This is a genomic window from Microbacterium sp. UFMG61 (genome assembly GCF_015354505.1).
Classification (GTDB): Bacteria; Actinomycetota; Actinomycetes; order Actinomycetales; family Microbacteriaceae; genus Microbacterium.
This window is the reverse complement of record NZ_JACAFP010000010.1, coordinates 166820-181531: the sequence shown is the minus strand read 5'-3', so window position 1 is coordinate 181531 and position 14712 is coordinate 166820. Positions and strand designations below refer to the sequence as shown.

General features: G+C 67.5%; 15 protein-coding genes. 8 read left to right on the top strand and 7 right to left on the bottom strand.

What is annotated here, in order from left to right:
- The first annotated feature begins 39 nt into the window (after window positions 1–39).
- Window positions 40–324 (top strand): hypothetical protein, encoded by a 285-nt coding sequence (locus IXW21_RS13685; protein WP_194764801.1) that lies wholly within the window; start codon window positions 40–42, stop codon window positions 322–324.
- Between the two features lie 40 nt (window positions 325–364).
- Here IXW21_RS13685 and trhA read toward each other — a convergent pair whose 3' ends face one another.
- Entirely contained in the window at window positions 365–1093 is a 729-nt protein-coding gene (gene trhA / locus IXW21_RS13680) for a PAQR family membrane homeostasis protein TrhA (protein ID WP_323742256.1), read from the bottom strand.
- 97 nt (window positions 1094–1190) lie between these two features.
- On the opposite strand from trhA, the gene IXW21_RS13675 reads away from it, so the two are divergent.
- The 5 genes from IXW21_RS13675 to IXW21_RS13655 all read left to right on the top strand — a co-directional run bounded on the left by IXW21_RS13675 (window position 1191) and on the right by IXW21_RS13655 (window position 7251).
- Window positions 1191–1970, top strand: a complete 780-nt coding sequence (locus IXW21_RS13675; RefSeq protein WP_194764851.1) for an isoprenyl transferase — start codon at window positions 1191–1193, stop codon at window positions 1968–1970.
- Window positions 1971–2005: 35 nt separating this feature from the next.
- A complete protein-coding gene (locus IXW21_RS13670; RefSeq protein ID WP_194764800.1) occupies window positions 2006–3136 on the top strand; it encodes an aminotransferase class V-fold PLP-dependent enzyme in 1131 nt (376 codons plus the stop codon).
- 158 nt (window positions 3137–3294) lie between these two features.
- Window positions 3295–4674: a PhoH family protein gene (locus tag IXW21_RS13665; RefSeq protein ID WP_194764799.1), complete on the top strand. Its 1380-nt coding sequence runs from the start codon at window positions 3295–3297 to the stop codon at window positions 4672–4674.
- Between the two features lie 139 nt (window positions 4675–4813).
- The gene (locus IXW21_RS13660) at window positions 4814–7045 is read left to right on the top strand and encodes a carbon starvation CstA family protein (protein WP_194764798.1); all 2232 of its coding nucleotides are present in this window, start codon (window positions 4814–4816) and stop codon (window positions 7043–7045) included.
- A complete protein-coding gene (locus tag IXW21_RS13655; protein WP_194764797.1) occupies window positions 7045–7251 on the top strand; it encodes a YbdD/YjiX family protein in 207 nt (68 codons plus the stop codon). The genes IXW21_RS13660 and IXW21_RS13655 overlap by 1 nt, the downstream gene beginning before the upstream one ends.
- Before the next feature lie 100 nt (window positions 7252–7351).
- Here the strand turns inward: IXW21_RS13655 and IXW21_RS13650 are convergent, their stop codons facing one another.
- From IXW21_RS13650 to xseA, 6 genes are all read right to left on the bottom strand, one after another.
- On the bottom strand, window positions 7352–8188 hold the full coding sequence (locus IXW21_RS13650) for a DUF559 domain-containing protein (RefSeq protein WP_194764796.1): 837 nt from the start codon (window positions 8186–8188) through the stop codon (window positions 7352–7354).
- 200 nt (window positions 8189–8388) lie between these two features.
- Window positions 8389–9807 (bottom strand): class II fumarate hydratase, encoded by a 1419-nt coding sequence (locus IXW21_RS13645; RefSeq protein ID WP_194764795.1) that lies wholly within the window; start codon window positions 9805–9807, stop codon window positions 8389–8391.
- Between the two features lie 113 nt (window positions 9808–9920).
- Complete coding sequence (locus IXW21_RS13640) at window positions 9921–10571, bottom strand: carbonic anhydrase (protein ID WP_194764794.1); 651 nt, start codon at window positions 10569–10571, stop codon at window positions 9921–9923.
- A 5-nt stretch (window positions 10572–10576) separates the two neighbouring features.
- A complete protein-coding gene (locus IXW21_RS13635; protein ID WP_194764793.1) occupies window positions 10577–11215 on the bottom strand; it encodes a DUF4245 family protein in 639 nt (212 codons plus the stop codon).
- Window positions 11212–11451: an exodeoxyribonuclease VII small subunit gene (locus IXW21_RS13630; RefSeq protein ID WP_194764792.1), complete on the bottom strand. Its 240-nt coding sequence runs from the start codon at window positions 11449–11451 to the stop codon at window positions 11212–11214. Before IXW21_RS13630 ends, IXW21_RS13635 begins: the two co-directional genes overlap by 4 nt.
- Before the next feature lie 31 nt (window positions 11452–11482).
- Window positions 11483–12775: an exodeoxyribonuclease VII large subunit gene (gene xseA / locus IXW21_RS13625; RefSeq protein ID WP_194764791.1), complete on the bottom strand. Its 1293-nt coding sequence runs from the start codon at window positions 12773–12775 to the stop codon at window positions 11483–11485.
- A gap of 53 nt (window positions 12776–12828) precedes the next feature.
- Here xseA and IXW21_RS13620 point away from each other — a divergent pair, with 53 nt between their 5' ends.
- Window positions 12829–13908: a 4-hydroxy-3-methylbut-2-enyl diphosphate reductase gene (locus IXW21_RS13620; RefSeq protein WP_194764790.1), complete on the top strand. Its 1080-nt coding sequence runs from the start codon at window positions 12829–12831 to the stop codon at window positions 13906–13908.
- Window positions 13909–13910: 2 nt separating this feature from the next.
- Window positions 13911–14702 (top strand): IclR family transcriptional regulator, encoded by a 792-nt coding sequence (locus tag IXW21_RS13615; RefSeq protein WP_194764789.1) that lies wholly within the window; start codon window positions 13911–13913, stop codon window positions 14700–14702.
- Window positions 14703–14712: the final 10 nt, after the last annotated feature.

Genomic DNA, 14712 nt, shown 5'->3' with positions numbered 1-14712 from the left:
ATTACAGGTTATGCGACCTGTGCGTGAAAGGCAGATTCCATGCTCGTTCTGACCGAGACCCCGATGCCGACGCCCTCGATGACGGTGGCTCCGGAGCTCGTCACCCCCGGCTTCGTGGGGTTCGCCGCCGTCATCGTGGTCCTGATCGCGGTGATCCTGCTGATCCTCGACATGAACCGCCGGATCCGCCGAGTGCGCTACCGCGAAGAGGTCCGTGAGGAGCTCGACGCCGAAGAGGCGGCACGCGCTGCCGATGAGGCCACCGAGACCGACGCCGATCTCCCCGTCGTCCGTGAGGGCGACGACGAGCCCGAGAAGCGCTGACGACCCCGAGAAGCGCTGAGGCCGGCGCCCTCGAGCGCGATCAGGCCCCGAGCGAGGGACTCAACGGCTCGAGTGCGATGAGCAGGCATGCCGTCCAGTGACAGAGGAACGCGAGAACCGTGCACACGTGGAAGATCTCGTGGAATCCGAAGCGGCCCGGCCACGGATTCGGCTTCTTGAGCGCGTAGACGATCGCGCCGCCCGTGTAGAGCAGTCCACCGACGATGACGAGGATCATCATAGAGACGTTCGCGACGAGCAGGTCCGCCATGTACATGACCGCCGCCCATCCGAGCAGCAGATACAGCGCCACGTAGAGCCACCGCGGGGCGTTGATCCAGAAGACCCGGAACAGGATTCCCAGCAGGGCGCCGCTCCACACCAGGATGAGGAGCAGCGCGCCCTTCCCCGGTGGCAGGGCGAGCACGGCGAGCGGTGTGTACGTGCCGGCGATCAGCAGCAGGATGTTCGCGTGATCGATGCGCTTCAGGATGACCTTGACCCTCGGGTTCCACTCGAAGCGGTGATACAGCGCCGAGTTGCCGAAGAGGAGCAGTGAGGTGGCCATGAAGACGGCGGCCGCCCATTTGGCGGCGCCGCCCTGAGCGACGATGATGAGGACGACGCCCGCGACGATCGCGACCGGAAAAGTGCCCGCATGGATCCAGCCCCGCCAGGTGGGTCTGATGTCGACCTGCGCATCATGAGCCGCTTCATCGAGAAGCGGCAGCTGGGGCAGATCCTGTGCTGAGGACTCGGGTGTGCTCACGTGCTCACTCTAGGCGGCACGCCATTCCACCAGGCGTACATATCCTGAGCATCCACCTCCTGCCTTCCGAAGCGCAGCACGATAGCGTAGGGAGGTGATGACACGCGAGGGACAGGGGCGAGGGCCGCTGTACCGGCTTTACACCAACAGGCTGCGCCGCCATCTCGACCCCTCGACCGTCCCCCATCACGTCGCGATGATGATCGACGGGAACCGTCGCTGGGCGCGGCAGCTCGGATACGCCACACCCGCCGAGGGTCATCGCGCGGGCGCGGCGAAGATGCGAGAGTTCCTCGGGTGGTGCGATGAGCTCGGAATCCGCGTCGTCTCCCTGTATCTGCTGTCGAGCGACAATCTGCGAAAGCGCGATTCTGCGGAGCTCGCCGATCTCATCGAGATCATCGCGGAACTCGCCGAGGCGCTGTCGCGTGAGGGCAACTGGCGTGTCAAGCACGTCGGCCGCGCCGACATTCTGCCTCCGGAGCTGGCGCGAGTCCTCGCCGATGCTCAGGAGCGCACGCGAGACCACACAGGACTGCACGTGAATCTCGCCGTCGGCTACGGGGGCCGCAACGAGATCGTCGACGCCGTGCGCAGCATCGTCACCGCGCATCAGGCATCCGGTGGGACGATCGAGGACCTCGCCGCGCATCTCACGCCCGACATGATCGGCGAGCACCTCTACACCGGGGGACAACCGGATCCCGATCTCGTGATCCGCACCAGCGGAGAGCAGCGGCTGAGCGACTTCCTGCTGTGGCAGAGCGCGCACAGCGAGTTCTACTTCGTCGAGGCGCTCGGCCCCGATCTGCGTCAGGTCGACTTCCTGCGCGCCATTCGTGATTTCGCCGATCGTGACCGCCGGTACGGGCGCTGACATCGTGCGCTGTCTCGGCATGCCAGAATGACGCGATGAGCGCCTTCGACGACTACCTCGCCACGTTCGATGAGGAACAGGGATATCTCAACTGGGCTGCGTTCGGCCCGCTCTCGTCGTCGGTCCGCGATGAGGTCTTCGCAGACGCCGATCTGCTCGCCAGCGGGCGCCCGTCGTCACTCGCGCTGGTCGCCGAGCGCGTGGCGCAGGCGCAGCAGGCTGTCGCGGAGCTGCTCGGCGGCGATGCCGCCGACATCACGCTGCAGCCCTCGTCGACCCACGGTCTCATGCACGCGATGTTCGGTCTGCGCGGCCATGTCATGGCGGGCAGCGCCGAGTTCCCGAGTGTGAGCCTCACGCTCGAACGTGCCTCCGCCGCCTCGCGGGGCGCGCTCACGCCGCGCTGGCTGACCCCCGATGACGGTCGCATCACGGTGGATGCCGTCGCCGAAGCGCTCGACGACGACGTCACCGCGCTGGTCGTCAGCCATGTCGACTTCCGCACCGGCTATCGCGCGGACCTGCCGGCGCTGCGTGAGCTCCTGGGACCTCAGCGCCTGCTGATCGTCGACGCCGTGCAGTCGGTCGGAGTCGTCGATGCCGACTACGCGGCCGCCGATGTCGTCGTGGGGCACGGTTACAAGTGGCTGCGCGCCGGGAGGGGCAGCGGATTCGCTCGGTTCTCGGCGACCGCGCGCGAACGCATCGCGCCGGTTCTGAGCGGCATCACCGGTTCCGCGGCGCCCGGCCTCCCGGTCGACGATCTGCCTGCGCCGTCGCCGTCTGCACAGGCCTTCACCGTCAGCGGCCCCGACACCCTGGCGGCCGGTCGGCTCGCGTCCGGGGCGGGTGATGTGCGCACCGCGGGCGTCGCCGACATCGAGGCGCGCATCGCCGACCACGTGGATACGATCATCGAGCTCGCCGATCGGCAGGGGATCGCGGTGACGTCGCCCAGGGAGCGCGAGCGTCGCGCGGGTATCGTGGCTCTGGCACCGGCCGAGCCTGCTCGGCTCGCGGCGGCATTCGCCAACGCCGGGATCTCGATCACCGCGCGTGGGGCGTCGCTCCGGCTGGCCCCGCACGCAGGCACCGGGCAGGCGACGATCGATCTGCTCGCGCAGACGCTCGACGCCTACGGCAACAGTCCGTTCACGAACCTGTAACGAAACCGTGGCGTGTCGACGCGTCGAAATGTCGGTGCCTGGTCGTAGCTTCTAGTCATCGGGCAAGGTGCCCGTCGGGTCGGCCTCAGGTTGACGACTCGTGACCCCCTGGTCGACTCGTTCGAACAACCGGGATTCTCCCGGGTCGGGAGTGGGTCGTGACCTCACGTACAGCGCAGCAGTCCAGCACCGCGCAGCAGTCCACCCGTAAGACGACGACGCGAGCCGCGTCCGCAGACTCCGATCAGGATCTGCGGACCTACGTGCTCGACACGTCGGTCCTGCTGAGCGATCCGCAGGCGTTCTTCCGGTTCGCCGAGCACTCGGTGGTCCTTCCGGTCGTCGTCATCACCGAGCTCGAGGGCAAGCGCCACGACCCGGAGATCGGCTACTTCGCTCGCCAGGCTCTGCGGCACCTCGACGACCTGCGCATCGAGCACGGTCGACTCGACTTCCCCGTCGAGGTCGGCGAAGGCGGCACGCTCCGCGTCGAGCTCGCGAACACCGATGCGTCCGTGCTCCCTGCCGGTATCCGGCTCAGCGACAACGACACGCGCATCCTGTCGGTCGCGATGCACCTCGCGCAGGACGGTCAGGACGTGACCATCGTCTCGAAAGACCTCCCGATGCGTGTGAAAGCGGCGTCGCTCGGTCTGAGGGCCGAGGAGTACCTCGCCGAGCAGGCGGTGGACTCCGGCTGGACGGGCATCACGTCCCTCGACCTCTCGGGCGACGAGATCAGCGACCTCTACGAGAGCGAAGTCGGCATCAGCGAGGATGCCCGTGGCCTTCCGGTCAACACCGGACTCATCATCCACTCGGAGCGGGGCTCGGCACTCGGCCGTGTGACCGGCGACGGCGAGTACCGGCTCGTGCGCGGCGACCGGGACATCTTCGGGATGCACGGGCGCTCGGCCGAGCAGCGCATCGCGATCGATCTGTTGACCGATCCCGATGTCGGCATCGTCTCGCTCGGCGGGCGAGCCGGAACGGGCAAATCGGCGCTCGCCCTCTGTGCCGGACTCGAGGCGGTGCTCGAGCGACAGCAGCAGAAGAAGATCATCGTGTTCCGCCCGCTCTTCGCCGTCGGCGGCCAGGAGCTCGGGTACCTCCCCGGCGATCAGGGCGAGAAGATGGGTCCCTGGGGCCAGGCGGTCTTCGACACGCTCGGCTCGGTCGTCTCGGGCAACGTCATGGAAGAGGTCGTCGAACGCGGCATCCTCGAGGTTCTTCCGCTCACTCACATCCGCGGGCGATCGCTGCACGATGCCTTCGTGATCGTCGACGAGGCGCAGTCGCTCGAGCGCAACGTGCTCCTCACGGTGCTCAGCCGCATGGGACAGAACTCGCGCGTCATCCTCACGCACGATGTCGGGCAGCGCGACAACCTGCGGGTCGGTCGCCATGACGGCATCGCCAGCGTGATCGAGACGCTCAAGGGGCATGATCTGTTCGCGCACGTGACGCTCATGCGTTCCGAGCGCTCGGCGATCGCGGCCCTGGTCACCGAGCTCCTCGAGGGCGGCGAGCTCAGCTGAGACAGTCGGAGAGCGGATGCCGCGATGTCGCGGCATCCGCTCTCACGCGTCCGGGACATGCCCCGGCGATCCGCGTTCCTTATCGCCGGGCCCAGGTTTAGGCTCGGGGCATCAACCGCAGACGATGGAGTGATGCGCGATGAGCGATGCGACGAAGACCGTGGATGACGAGCAGCTGCCGCCCGTGGCGGTGGATGAGAGACCGCGGTGGACGCCGCTGAAGATCGTGCTCTGGGCGGCGATAGCGATTCTCGGGGGCGTCGCGTGGACGATGCTCGCGATCGTCCGCGGTGAGACCGTGAACGCGATCTGGTTCGTGTTCGCCGCCGTCTGCACCTACCTCGTCTTCTACCGGTTCTATTCGAAGTTCATCGAGCGCAATCTCGTCAAACCCGACGACCGGCGCGCGACCCCCGCCGAATACAAGGCAGACGGCAAGGACTACGTCGCGACCGACCGTCGCGTGCTCTTCGGACACCACTTCGCCGCCATCGCGGGTGCCGGTCCTCTCGTCGGGCCGGTGCTCGCGGCCCAGATGGGGTACCTGCCGGGCACGATCTGGATCATCGTCGGCGTGGTGCTCGCAGGCGCCGTGCAGGACTACCTCGTGATGTTCTTCTCGATGCGCCGAGGCGGGCGCTCGCTCGGCCAGATGGCCCGAGACGAGCTCGGACGCTTCGGCGGCACCGCAGCGATCATCGCGACGCTGCTCATCATGATCATCATCACGGCGATCCTCGCCCTGGTGGTCGTGAACGCACTGGGCGAGAGCCCCTGGGGTGTGTTCTCGGTGGCGATGACCATTCCGATCGCCCTGTTCATGGGTGCCTACCTGCGCTGGATCCGCCCCGGCAAGATCACCGAGGTCTCGCTCATCGGCTTCGTCCTTCTGATGGCTGCGATCATCGGCGGCGGCATGGTCGCAGAGACCGACTGGGGCCAGGCCATCTTCACGCTCGATCGCACGACGATCGCGTGGGGCATCATCATCTACGGCTTCATCGCCGCGGTGCTCCCGGTGTGGATGCTGCTCGCACCTCGCGACTACCTCTCGACCTTCATGAAGATCGGCGTGATCGTCGCTCTCGCCGTCGCGATCGTGTTCGTGCGTCCCGAGATCACGGTGCCTGCGTTCAGCGAGTTCGCGGGTGGTGAGACCGGGCCGGTGTGGGCGGGAGCACTGTTCCCGTTCCTCTTCGTGACCATCGCGTGCGGAGCGTTGAGCGGTTTCCACGCCTTGATCTCGTCGGGCACCACACCGAAGATGATCGAGAAGGAGAAGCAGACCCGCTTCATCGGTTACGGCGGGATGCTCATGGAGTCGTTCGTGGCGATCATGGCGCTCGTCGCCGCGATCTCGATCGATCGCGGGCTGTACTTCGCGATGAACTCCTCGCCCGCGGCGACCCTCGGCACGGTCGAAGGTGCGGTGGCGTTCGTGAACGGTCTCGGCCTGACCGGGGTCAACCTCACGCCCGAGATGCTCACGAGCACAGCTGAGGCGGTGGGGGAGGAATCGATCGTCTCGCGCACGGGCGGCGCGCCGACCCTCGCACTCGGCCTCGCGCACATCATGCAGCAGTGGATCGGCGGCACCGGCATGATGGCGTTCTGGTACCACTTCGCGATCATGTTCGAGGCTCTGTTCATCCTGACCGCGGTGGACGCCGGCACCCGCGTCGCACGCTTCATGCTGCAGGACTCGGTGGGCAACGTCATCCCTCGTTTCAAAGACACCTCGTGGCGGGTGGGAGCGTGGATCTGCACGGCGGTCATGGTCGCCGGCTGGGGCGCGGTGCTCATCATGGGGGTCACGGATCCGCTCGGCGGCATCAACACCCTGTTCCCGTTGTTCGGCATCGCGAACCAGCTGCTCGCCGCGATCGCGCTCGCGGTCGTCCTGACGATCGTGGCACGCAGACGCACCTTCACGGTCCTCTGGGTGGTCGCACTGCCACTGGCGTTCGTCACCGTGGTCACGGTGACCGCATCTCTGCAGAAGATCTTCTCGACGGTGCCGCAGGTCGGCTACTTCGCGAACCACGTCGCGTTCCGTGACGCTCTCGCGGCCGGGGAGACCTCGTTCGGCACCGCGACGAGCGTCGCGGCGATGGAGGCTGTCGTTCGCAACACGATGATCCAGGGCATCCTCTCGGTGACGTTCCTCGTGCTGTCGGTGATCGTCATCGCGATCTCGCTCGTGAAGGTCCTTCGAGCGCTGCGTCCTGGTCCCGTCGTCGATCATGAGGACGCCGAGCTGCCGTCGCGACGGTTCGCCCCGGCCGGGCTCTTCGCTTCGGCGGAGGAGCGCGCGGTCGAGAAGCAGTGGGCTGCGCTGCCCTCGTCCGCCCAGCCGACGAGGGGGCACTGATGGTCGTCGCTGTCGCGGATGCTGCGCGCCGGGTGTGGCGGACCGTCGCCTGGTACGTGAACGGTGTGACGGGGCAGTCGCGGTATGCGGCCTACGTCGCCCACGAGCGGACGCGACATCCCGATCATGAGCCGCTCAGCGAGCGCGAGTTCTGGCGGGCGCACTATGCCGCACAGGATGCAGACCCCGGGACCCGCTGCTGCTGACCGCAGCTGGCGGATCCGTCCCGATCTGCGGACTTCGTCCCGATCTGCGTCCGCGCCCCGGGGGAGTGCCCGCAGATCGGGACCGGGTCCGTGAATCGGGTCACGCATGGGCATTCAGGCGGGTGAGAGCTGCGAGGATCGCCGCCTGCACCGTCGGCCAGTCGTGGATGACCTGTGCGTAGTCGAAGCGCAGGGTCTCGTAGCCGAGCGCAGAGGCCGATGCATCACGCACGAGGTCTTTGTGCCTCAGCGACGCGCCGTCATGGTTCTCTGTCCCGTCCGTCTCGAGGATCAGTCTGCTGCCGACGACGAAGTCCACACGGCCGACTCCGGAGATCGACACCTGGCACTCGAGGCGGATGCCGAGCACATGCAGACGCAGCCGAAGCAGCGACTCGAGGCCGCTGTCCGAGTGCGGAAGTGCGAGATCCACGAGCCACCGCGCCGCGGCCGGGATCATCGCTCGGACCCTGGCCTGTGCGGCTCTGGTGAGCAGTCCGAGGCGCAAGGCTGACTCGTAGGCCGCGAAGAAGGCCTCATCTCCTGCGCACCGTAGGAAGTGCGCGAGGGCGACCTCGACGGTGGCCTGTCCGAGGGGTGGGACGCCCCGATAGTAGTGAGACACACACCGGCACGCATCGTGAGCATGCGCGTGGCGACTTCTGCCGAGCCAGACGTGCGGCACGCTCACGGGCGCGAGAACCCAGATCCCCAGCACCTGAAGCACACTCGCGCAGGTCAGTGCGCCTCCGTGGGCCGTGGCTGCTCGCACCTGACGATCGATCCGGCCGGACGCGAACACGCCATCACGGACGCGCTCGATCTCACCTCGCTTCACGGCGCGCGACAACGCGCGTCTCGTGAAGCCCAGCGTCTGCAGATGGGCGCCGCGGGCGAGTCCGCCGAGGCGGGTGATGGTGTCGGCGGCAGAGAGCATGACTGAGATTCTGCGTGTCCACGGCATCCGTCGAGACCGATCCGCACAGAGTCGGGGTGCCACCGTTCTCATCCGACATCGGTGCAGAAACAGACGAGCGCCCCGATCTGCGGAGCATGTCCCGATCTGCGCGCCATCCACCGGGAATGGTGCGCAGATCGGGACGAAGTCCGCGAATCGGGGCGCTCAGCGCGTCGAGATCAACCCGGGTGCGTCATCGACAGCAGGTCGAGCTTCTCGTCGAGCTGCTCGAGCGTGAGGTCGCCGCGCTCGACGTAGCCGAGGTCGATCACGGCGTCGCGCACCGTGATGCCCTTCGCGACCGAGTGCTTGGCGATCTTGGCCGCGGCCTCGTAGCCGATCAGCTTGTTGAGCGGCGTGACGATCGAGGGGCTCATGCCCGCGAACGCGGCTGCGCGGTCGAGGTTGGCCTGCAGTCCGTCGACGGTCTTGTCGGCCAGCACGCGCGAGGCGTTCGCCAGCAGACGGATCGACTCGAGTACGGCGGTGCCCATGACCGGGATGGCGACGTTGAGCTCGAACGAGCCGGATGCGCCGGCCCAGGCGACGGTCGCGTCGTTGCCGATCACGCGGGCGCAGACCATCAGCACGGCCTCGGGGACGACGGGGTTGACCTTGCCCGGCATGATCGAGGATCCGGGCTGCAGGTCGGGGATGTGCAGCTCGCCGAGCCCCGTGTTGGGGCCGGAGCCCATCCAGCGCAGATCGTTGTTGATCTTGGTCAGCGAGACCGCGATGGTGCGCAGCGCACCGGATGCCTCGACGAGGCCGTCGCGGTTGGCCTGGGCCTCGAAGTGGTCCTTCGCCTCGGTGATGGGCAGCTCGGTCTCGGCGGCGAGCAGCTCGATGACCTTCTGCGGGAATCCGAGAGGCGTGTTGATGCCGGTGCCGGTGGCCGTGCCACCCAACGGAACCTCGGCGACACGGGGGAGAGCCGACTGCACGCGCTCGATGCCGAGTCGCATCTGGCGGGCATAACCGCCGAACTCCTGGCCGAGGGTGACGGGCGTCGCGTCCATCAGATGGGTGCGGCCGGACTTCACGGCGTCCTTCCACAGCTCAGCCTTCGCCTCGAAGGCGACGGCGAGGTGGTCGAGAGCGGGGATCAGCGTGTCGATGAGTGCCTGCGTCACGGCGATGTGCACGGAGGTCGGGAACACGTCGTTCGACGACTGCGAGGCGTTCACGTGGTCGTTCGGGTGCACGTTGGCGCCGAGGATGCGGGTGGCGAGCGTCGCGAGGACCTCGTTCATGTTCATGTTCGACGACGTGCCGGAACCGGTCTGGTAGGTATCGACCGGGAACTCGGCGTCGTGCGCACCGGACGCGACCTGGTCGGCTGCCTGCGCGATCGCGTCCGCGATGGCGCCGTCGAGCGTGCCGAGCTCCTTGTTGGCGAGCGCCGCGGCCTTCTTGATGCGCGCGAGCGCGGCGATCTGGGTGGACTCGAGGCCCTTGCCCGAGATCGGGAAGTTCTCGACCGCGCGCTGTGTCTGCGCACCGTAGAGCGCGTTCACGGGCACGCGAACCTCGCCCATGGTGTCGTGCTCGATGCGGTACTGCGACTCATCGCCGCCGTGCTGGTGTGTGTCGGTCATTCCGAACCCTCCTTGGTTGCGGGGTCGTGCCCCTCGGTGTCGATTCTGGCTGAGTCGATGTCGGCTCAGCCGGTTCTCGACTGAGCGGTTCCCTGCCCAGTCGACTCCCCGGCTCAGTCGGTTGCGTCGGTGTCGATTCCGACCGTGATGATGGGCATCGCGGTGCCCTCGGACAGGCGGTAGTTGGCGCCGACGATACCCAGACGGCCCTCGGCGACCGCGTTGGAGATCACCTCGGACGACTGCAGCAGGTCGCTCACGGTGTTGCGCAGGTGCTCCTGACCGACCAGGTCGGCATCGATCTCGTCGACGGTCGTGCCGCCGTTCTCGACCAGAACCTTGCGGGCGGCGGGCACGATCGGCGCGATGAGCTTCCAGATGTGCGGAGGCAGGGGAGCGGCGTCGATGGCCGTTCCGTCGATGGCGGCGCGCACGGCACCGCACGAGTCGTGCGCGAGCACCACGATCAGCGGGACGTTGAGCACGGCGACCGCGTACTCGAGGCTCGCGACGATCGACTCGCCGATCACCTGACCGGCGTTGCGCACGACGAACAGGTCGCCGAGGCCGAGGTCGAAGATGATCTCGGCGGCGAGGCGCGAGTCCGAGCATCCGAACAGCGTCGCCACGGGATGCTGAGCCGCGGCGAGGTGCTTACGGCGGGCGACGTCCTGATTGGGGTGCCGGGGAGCGTCATCGACGAATCGCTGATTGCCTTCCTGCATCTGCTTCCAGGCGGCGGCGGGCGTGAGCGTGTCTGTCATGAGGGCTACTCCGAGAGTTCGCGGATCTGGGGGACGAGGGACTCGGCGAGCTCGGCAGTGGAGTCGGCCGAGCGCGAACCGTAGAGAAGCAGGTAGTCGTCACCCGCCTGGGTGCCGATCGCATGCGTGATGTTCTGCTTCGCCCCGGCATCGCCCAGCTCGTAGACATCCCACTCCAGACCGCCGATCGAGGTCGTGTCGGTGGGTGCCGTGCCGTTGAGACGCTGCGGTGCCCACGACGAATCGGAGTCGAAAGCCTGCGCGATCTTGATGAATCCCCGCTCGTCCTCGGCTGAGGGTGCGAGGGTCAGGTCCCATACGAGTGGAGCGCCGGTGGTGAGCTTGGCGACGTTCACCCGCCAGAAATCGCCGAGATCGGGCACGATGACCGGACTGTCGACGGTGGACTCGACGTCGCTCGCGATGCCGACCATGTCGACCGTCGGAGCGCTCGCGGGCTCGCCCCGCGGCACGGCGAACACGATCACCATCACGATGGCGAGGGTGACGATCAGAGCGGCGACCAGACTGCGAACCGTCTGGCTCGAGCGGTACGCCTTGCTGGACGCGGCCTTGCGTGCGGCGGTCTCCTCGGGGGTCTCCGGGCGCCCGAGCTCGGCGACGATGGGCGCAGGCTTGTTCATGACTCCGCCTCGTCAGAGTTGTCGGATGCCGCAGCACGTGCGGCCTCGAGGCGACGCTTCGCGCCGAGGAGCCATTCTTCGCAGCGGGCGGCGAGAGCCTCTCCCCGCTCCCACAGGGCGAGCGACTGTTCGAGCGTCGGCGAGCCCTGTTCGAGCTCGGACACGACCTTCACGAGCTCGTCGCGAGCGGCCTCGAACGACAGCGTGTCCACAGGGGTGTCGTTCAGCGCACTCACCCCTCCATCCTACGCGGTGCAGGCGGGGTGCTCATGCGGAGCGGGCGGCAGCTCCCTCGGCGATCTCGCCTTCGGAACGGACAGCCACCGAGCCTCGGTCGACGGTGATGGTGAGGGCGCTGCCGGCCGGTGCGTCGGCCGCATCGCGAAGGATCACACCGCCGTCGAGGTGCGCGATCGCATATCCGCGAGCGAGGGTGGCCGCGGGCGAGAGGGCGCGCAGCGACGCTCGCAGCTCACTGGTCGTGCGGCCGGCCGCCTCGTGCTGCCGCGCGAGGGAGTCGCGCCCCCGGGAGACCAGCAGCCAGATGTCCTGGGATCGCGATTCGATGATCGGATCGGGGGAGCGCAGCGCGGGACGGGAGCGCAGCTGCTCCAGCTGGGCGATGTCGTGCGACAGCCTCTGGGTGAGCCTGGTGGTCGCGCGGGAGCGCAGCTGAGCGATGAGGGCGCGCTGTTCGCTGACATCGGGCACCACTCGTTTGGCGGCATCCGTCGGCGTCGAGGCCCGGAGGTCTGCGACGTCGTCGAGCAGAGGATGATCGTTCTCGTGCCCGATCGCGCTGACGACCGGAGTCGATGCCGCTGCGACAGCTCTCACGAGCCGCTCGTCGCTGAAGCCGAGCAGGGTCTGCGGGTCACCGCCGCCCCGCGCGATGATGATGACGTCGACATCAGGATCCGCGTCGAGCCGGGCCAGAGCGGCGAGGGTGTCGGGTACGCAGCGATCGCCCTGCACAGCGGCGTACTCGGTACGGAATCTCACCTGCGGCCAGCGCAGCTCCGCGTTGCGGTGCACGTCTTTCTCCGCATCCGAGCGCTCGCCCGTGATCAGTCCGATCACGTGGGGCAGGAACGGGAGACGCTTCTTGCGCGAGGCGTCGAAGAGGCCTTCCTGGCGGAGTTGGAGCCGGAGCTTCTCCAGTCGCTCGAGCTGATCGCCGAGCCCGACGTGCTTCATCGCCGACACCGTGAAGCTGAAGTCGCCGGCCTTGACGAAGTAGTCCGCCTTGACCGCGGCGACGACGTGGTCGCCGACGGCCAGATCGCCGGGAATCCGAGGGCGGACGCTCGACCAGATCCGGATCGAGATCTGCGCGTCGGAGCGCGTGTCTTTGAGGCGGGCGAAGATGTTGCCGCCGCGGACGTTCCACGACGTGATCTCGCCTTCGACCCACACCGTGTTCCACCGGGCGACGAAGTCGCGGATGGTTCCGTTCAGTCGGGCGACCGAGGTCGGAGCGTCGGCGGAGGAGTCGCGTGGAGCGACCGCATCGGCCGGTGGCGTCTCGCCGGGGCGTGTCGACGCTTCGAAGACCGTCATCCGTTCAGTGCACCTTCCGCTCCTGCTCAGGTTGTCGGCAGTAGAATTCTGGAGTGACCTCGACTGTCGTACATCTCCCTGCCCCGCGTGTCCCACGAGTGCGTGCGGCGACCGGGCGGCTTCAGGATAACCCGGTCGTCGGACACAAGCGTGTTCTCCTCGCCGCTCCGCGCGGTTACTGCGCGGGCGTCGATCGAGCCGTGGTCGCGGTCGAGAAGGCGCTCGAGCGCTACGGTGCACCGGTCTACGTGCGCAAGCAGATCGTGCACAACATCCACGTGGTGACCGAGCTCGAGGAGAAGGGCGCGATCTTCGTCGAAGAGGTCGACGAGGTTCCCGAGGGAGCGCACGTCGTCTTCAGCGCCCACGGTGTCTCGCCTGCTGTCGTCGATGCCGCTTCCGAGCGAGGCCTGCATGCGATCGACGCGACGTGCCCGCTCGTCACCAAAGTCCACCGCGAAGCGGTGCGCTTCGCCCGCGACGACTTCGAGATCCTCCTGATCGGCCACGAGGGACACGAAGAGGTCGAGGGGACGGCTGGTGAGGCCCCGGAGCATGTGACCATCGTGAACTCTCCCGACGAGGCTGACACCGTGCAGGTCAAGGATCCGTCGAAGGTCGTCTGGCTCTCCCAGACGACGCTCTCGGTCGACGAGACGATGGAGACCGTCAACCGACTCCGCGCTCGCTTCCCCGAGATGCACAATCCGCCGTCGGATGACATCTGCTACGCGACGCAGAATCGGCAGGTCGCGATCAAGAAGGTCGCGGCGAACGCCGACCTCGTCATCGTCGTCGGATCGTCGAACTCCTCGAACAGCGTGCGCCTGGTCGAGGTCGCGCTCGAGTACGGCGCCAAGGCCGCCTACCGCGTCGATTACGCCGAAGAGGTCAAGCAGGAGTGGCTCGACGGCGTCGCGACGGTCGGCGTCACCAGTGGAGCATCCGTCCCTGAGGTGCTCGTGCGCGAGGTGCTCGATGCGCTCGCAGGCGCCGGGTACGAGGATGTCGAAGAGGTCAAGACGGCCGAGGAGGACCTGATGTTCTCTCTCCCGAAGGAACTGCGTCAGGACTCGTCGGGCCAGCGGGATGCCCGCGCACTGGGAGGCCGCACCTCCGGCGGAAGCGCCTGACAGTGCCCGCCGCCGAGGCGGAACCCACTCTCATCGGCAGTGTGCAGCGCGCGCTGCGGCTCGTCGACATCGTCGCCAACTCGGCGCGCCCACTGCCGGTCAAGACTCTGGCTGCGATCACCGGCCTCACCCCGGGGACGACCTACAACCTGATCCGCACCCTGATCCACGAGGGGTACCTCGCCAACGAACCCGACGGTCTGGTTCTCGGCGCGCGGTTTCCGACGTTCCGGACGAGCGTCGACTCGCGAGGTGTCTTCCTCGCTCGGGTACGTGCTGCTCTGCGGGATGTCACAGAAGAGGTGGGTGCCACCGCATACCTCTCGCGATACAGCGACGGTGAGATGCACCTCGTCGACATCGTCGATGCGGCCCGCAGTCCTCGGATCGATCTCTGGGTCGGCATGGACTCCAGCGCCCATGCAACGGCTCTCGGCAAGCAGATCCTCACCGACCTCGCATGTGACGAACGACTCGACTACCTCTCCCGACACCGGCTCGAGGAGCTGACTCCCCGGACGATCAGCGACAGGCGCACGCTGCTGACTCACCTCGAGCACTCGCAGGGGTTCGCCGTGGATCGGGAGGAGTACTCGATCGGGAACTCCTGCGTCGCTGTGCCGGTGATCGCGCCGGGCGTCACGGCGTCGCTCGCGATCTCGCTTCCCGCCGACAGCGCGGCGCTCGACGGCGCACTCGTCTCCACGCTCCAGCAGACCGCTCGACGTCTATCCCTGCAGCTGGGTGCGGACGCCCTGATCGGCGAGGGGTCTGGCGCCCAGGGCGATATCTGACCGCTGTTCA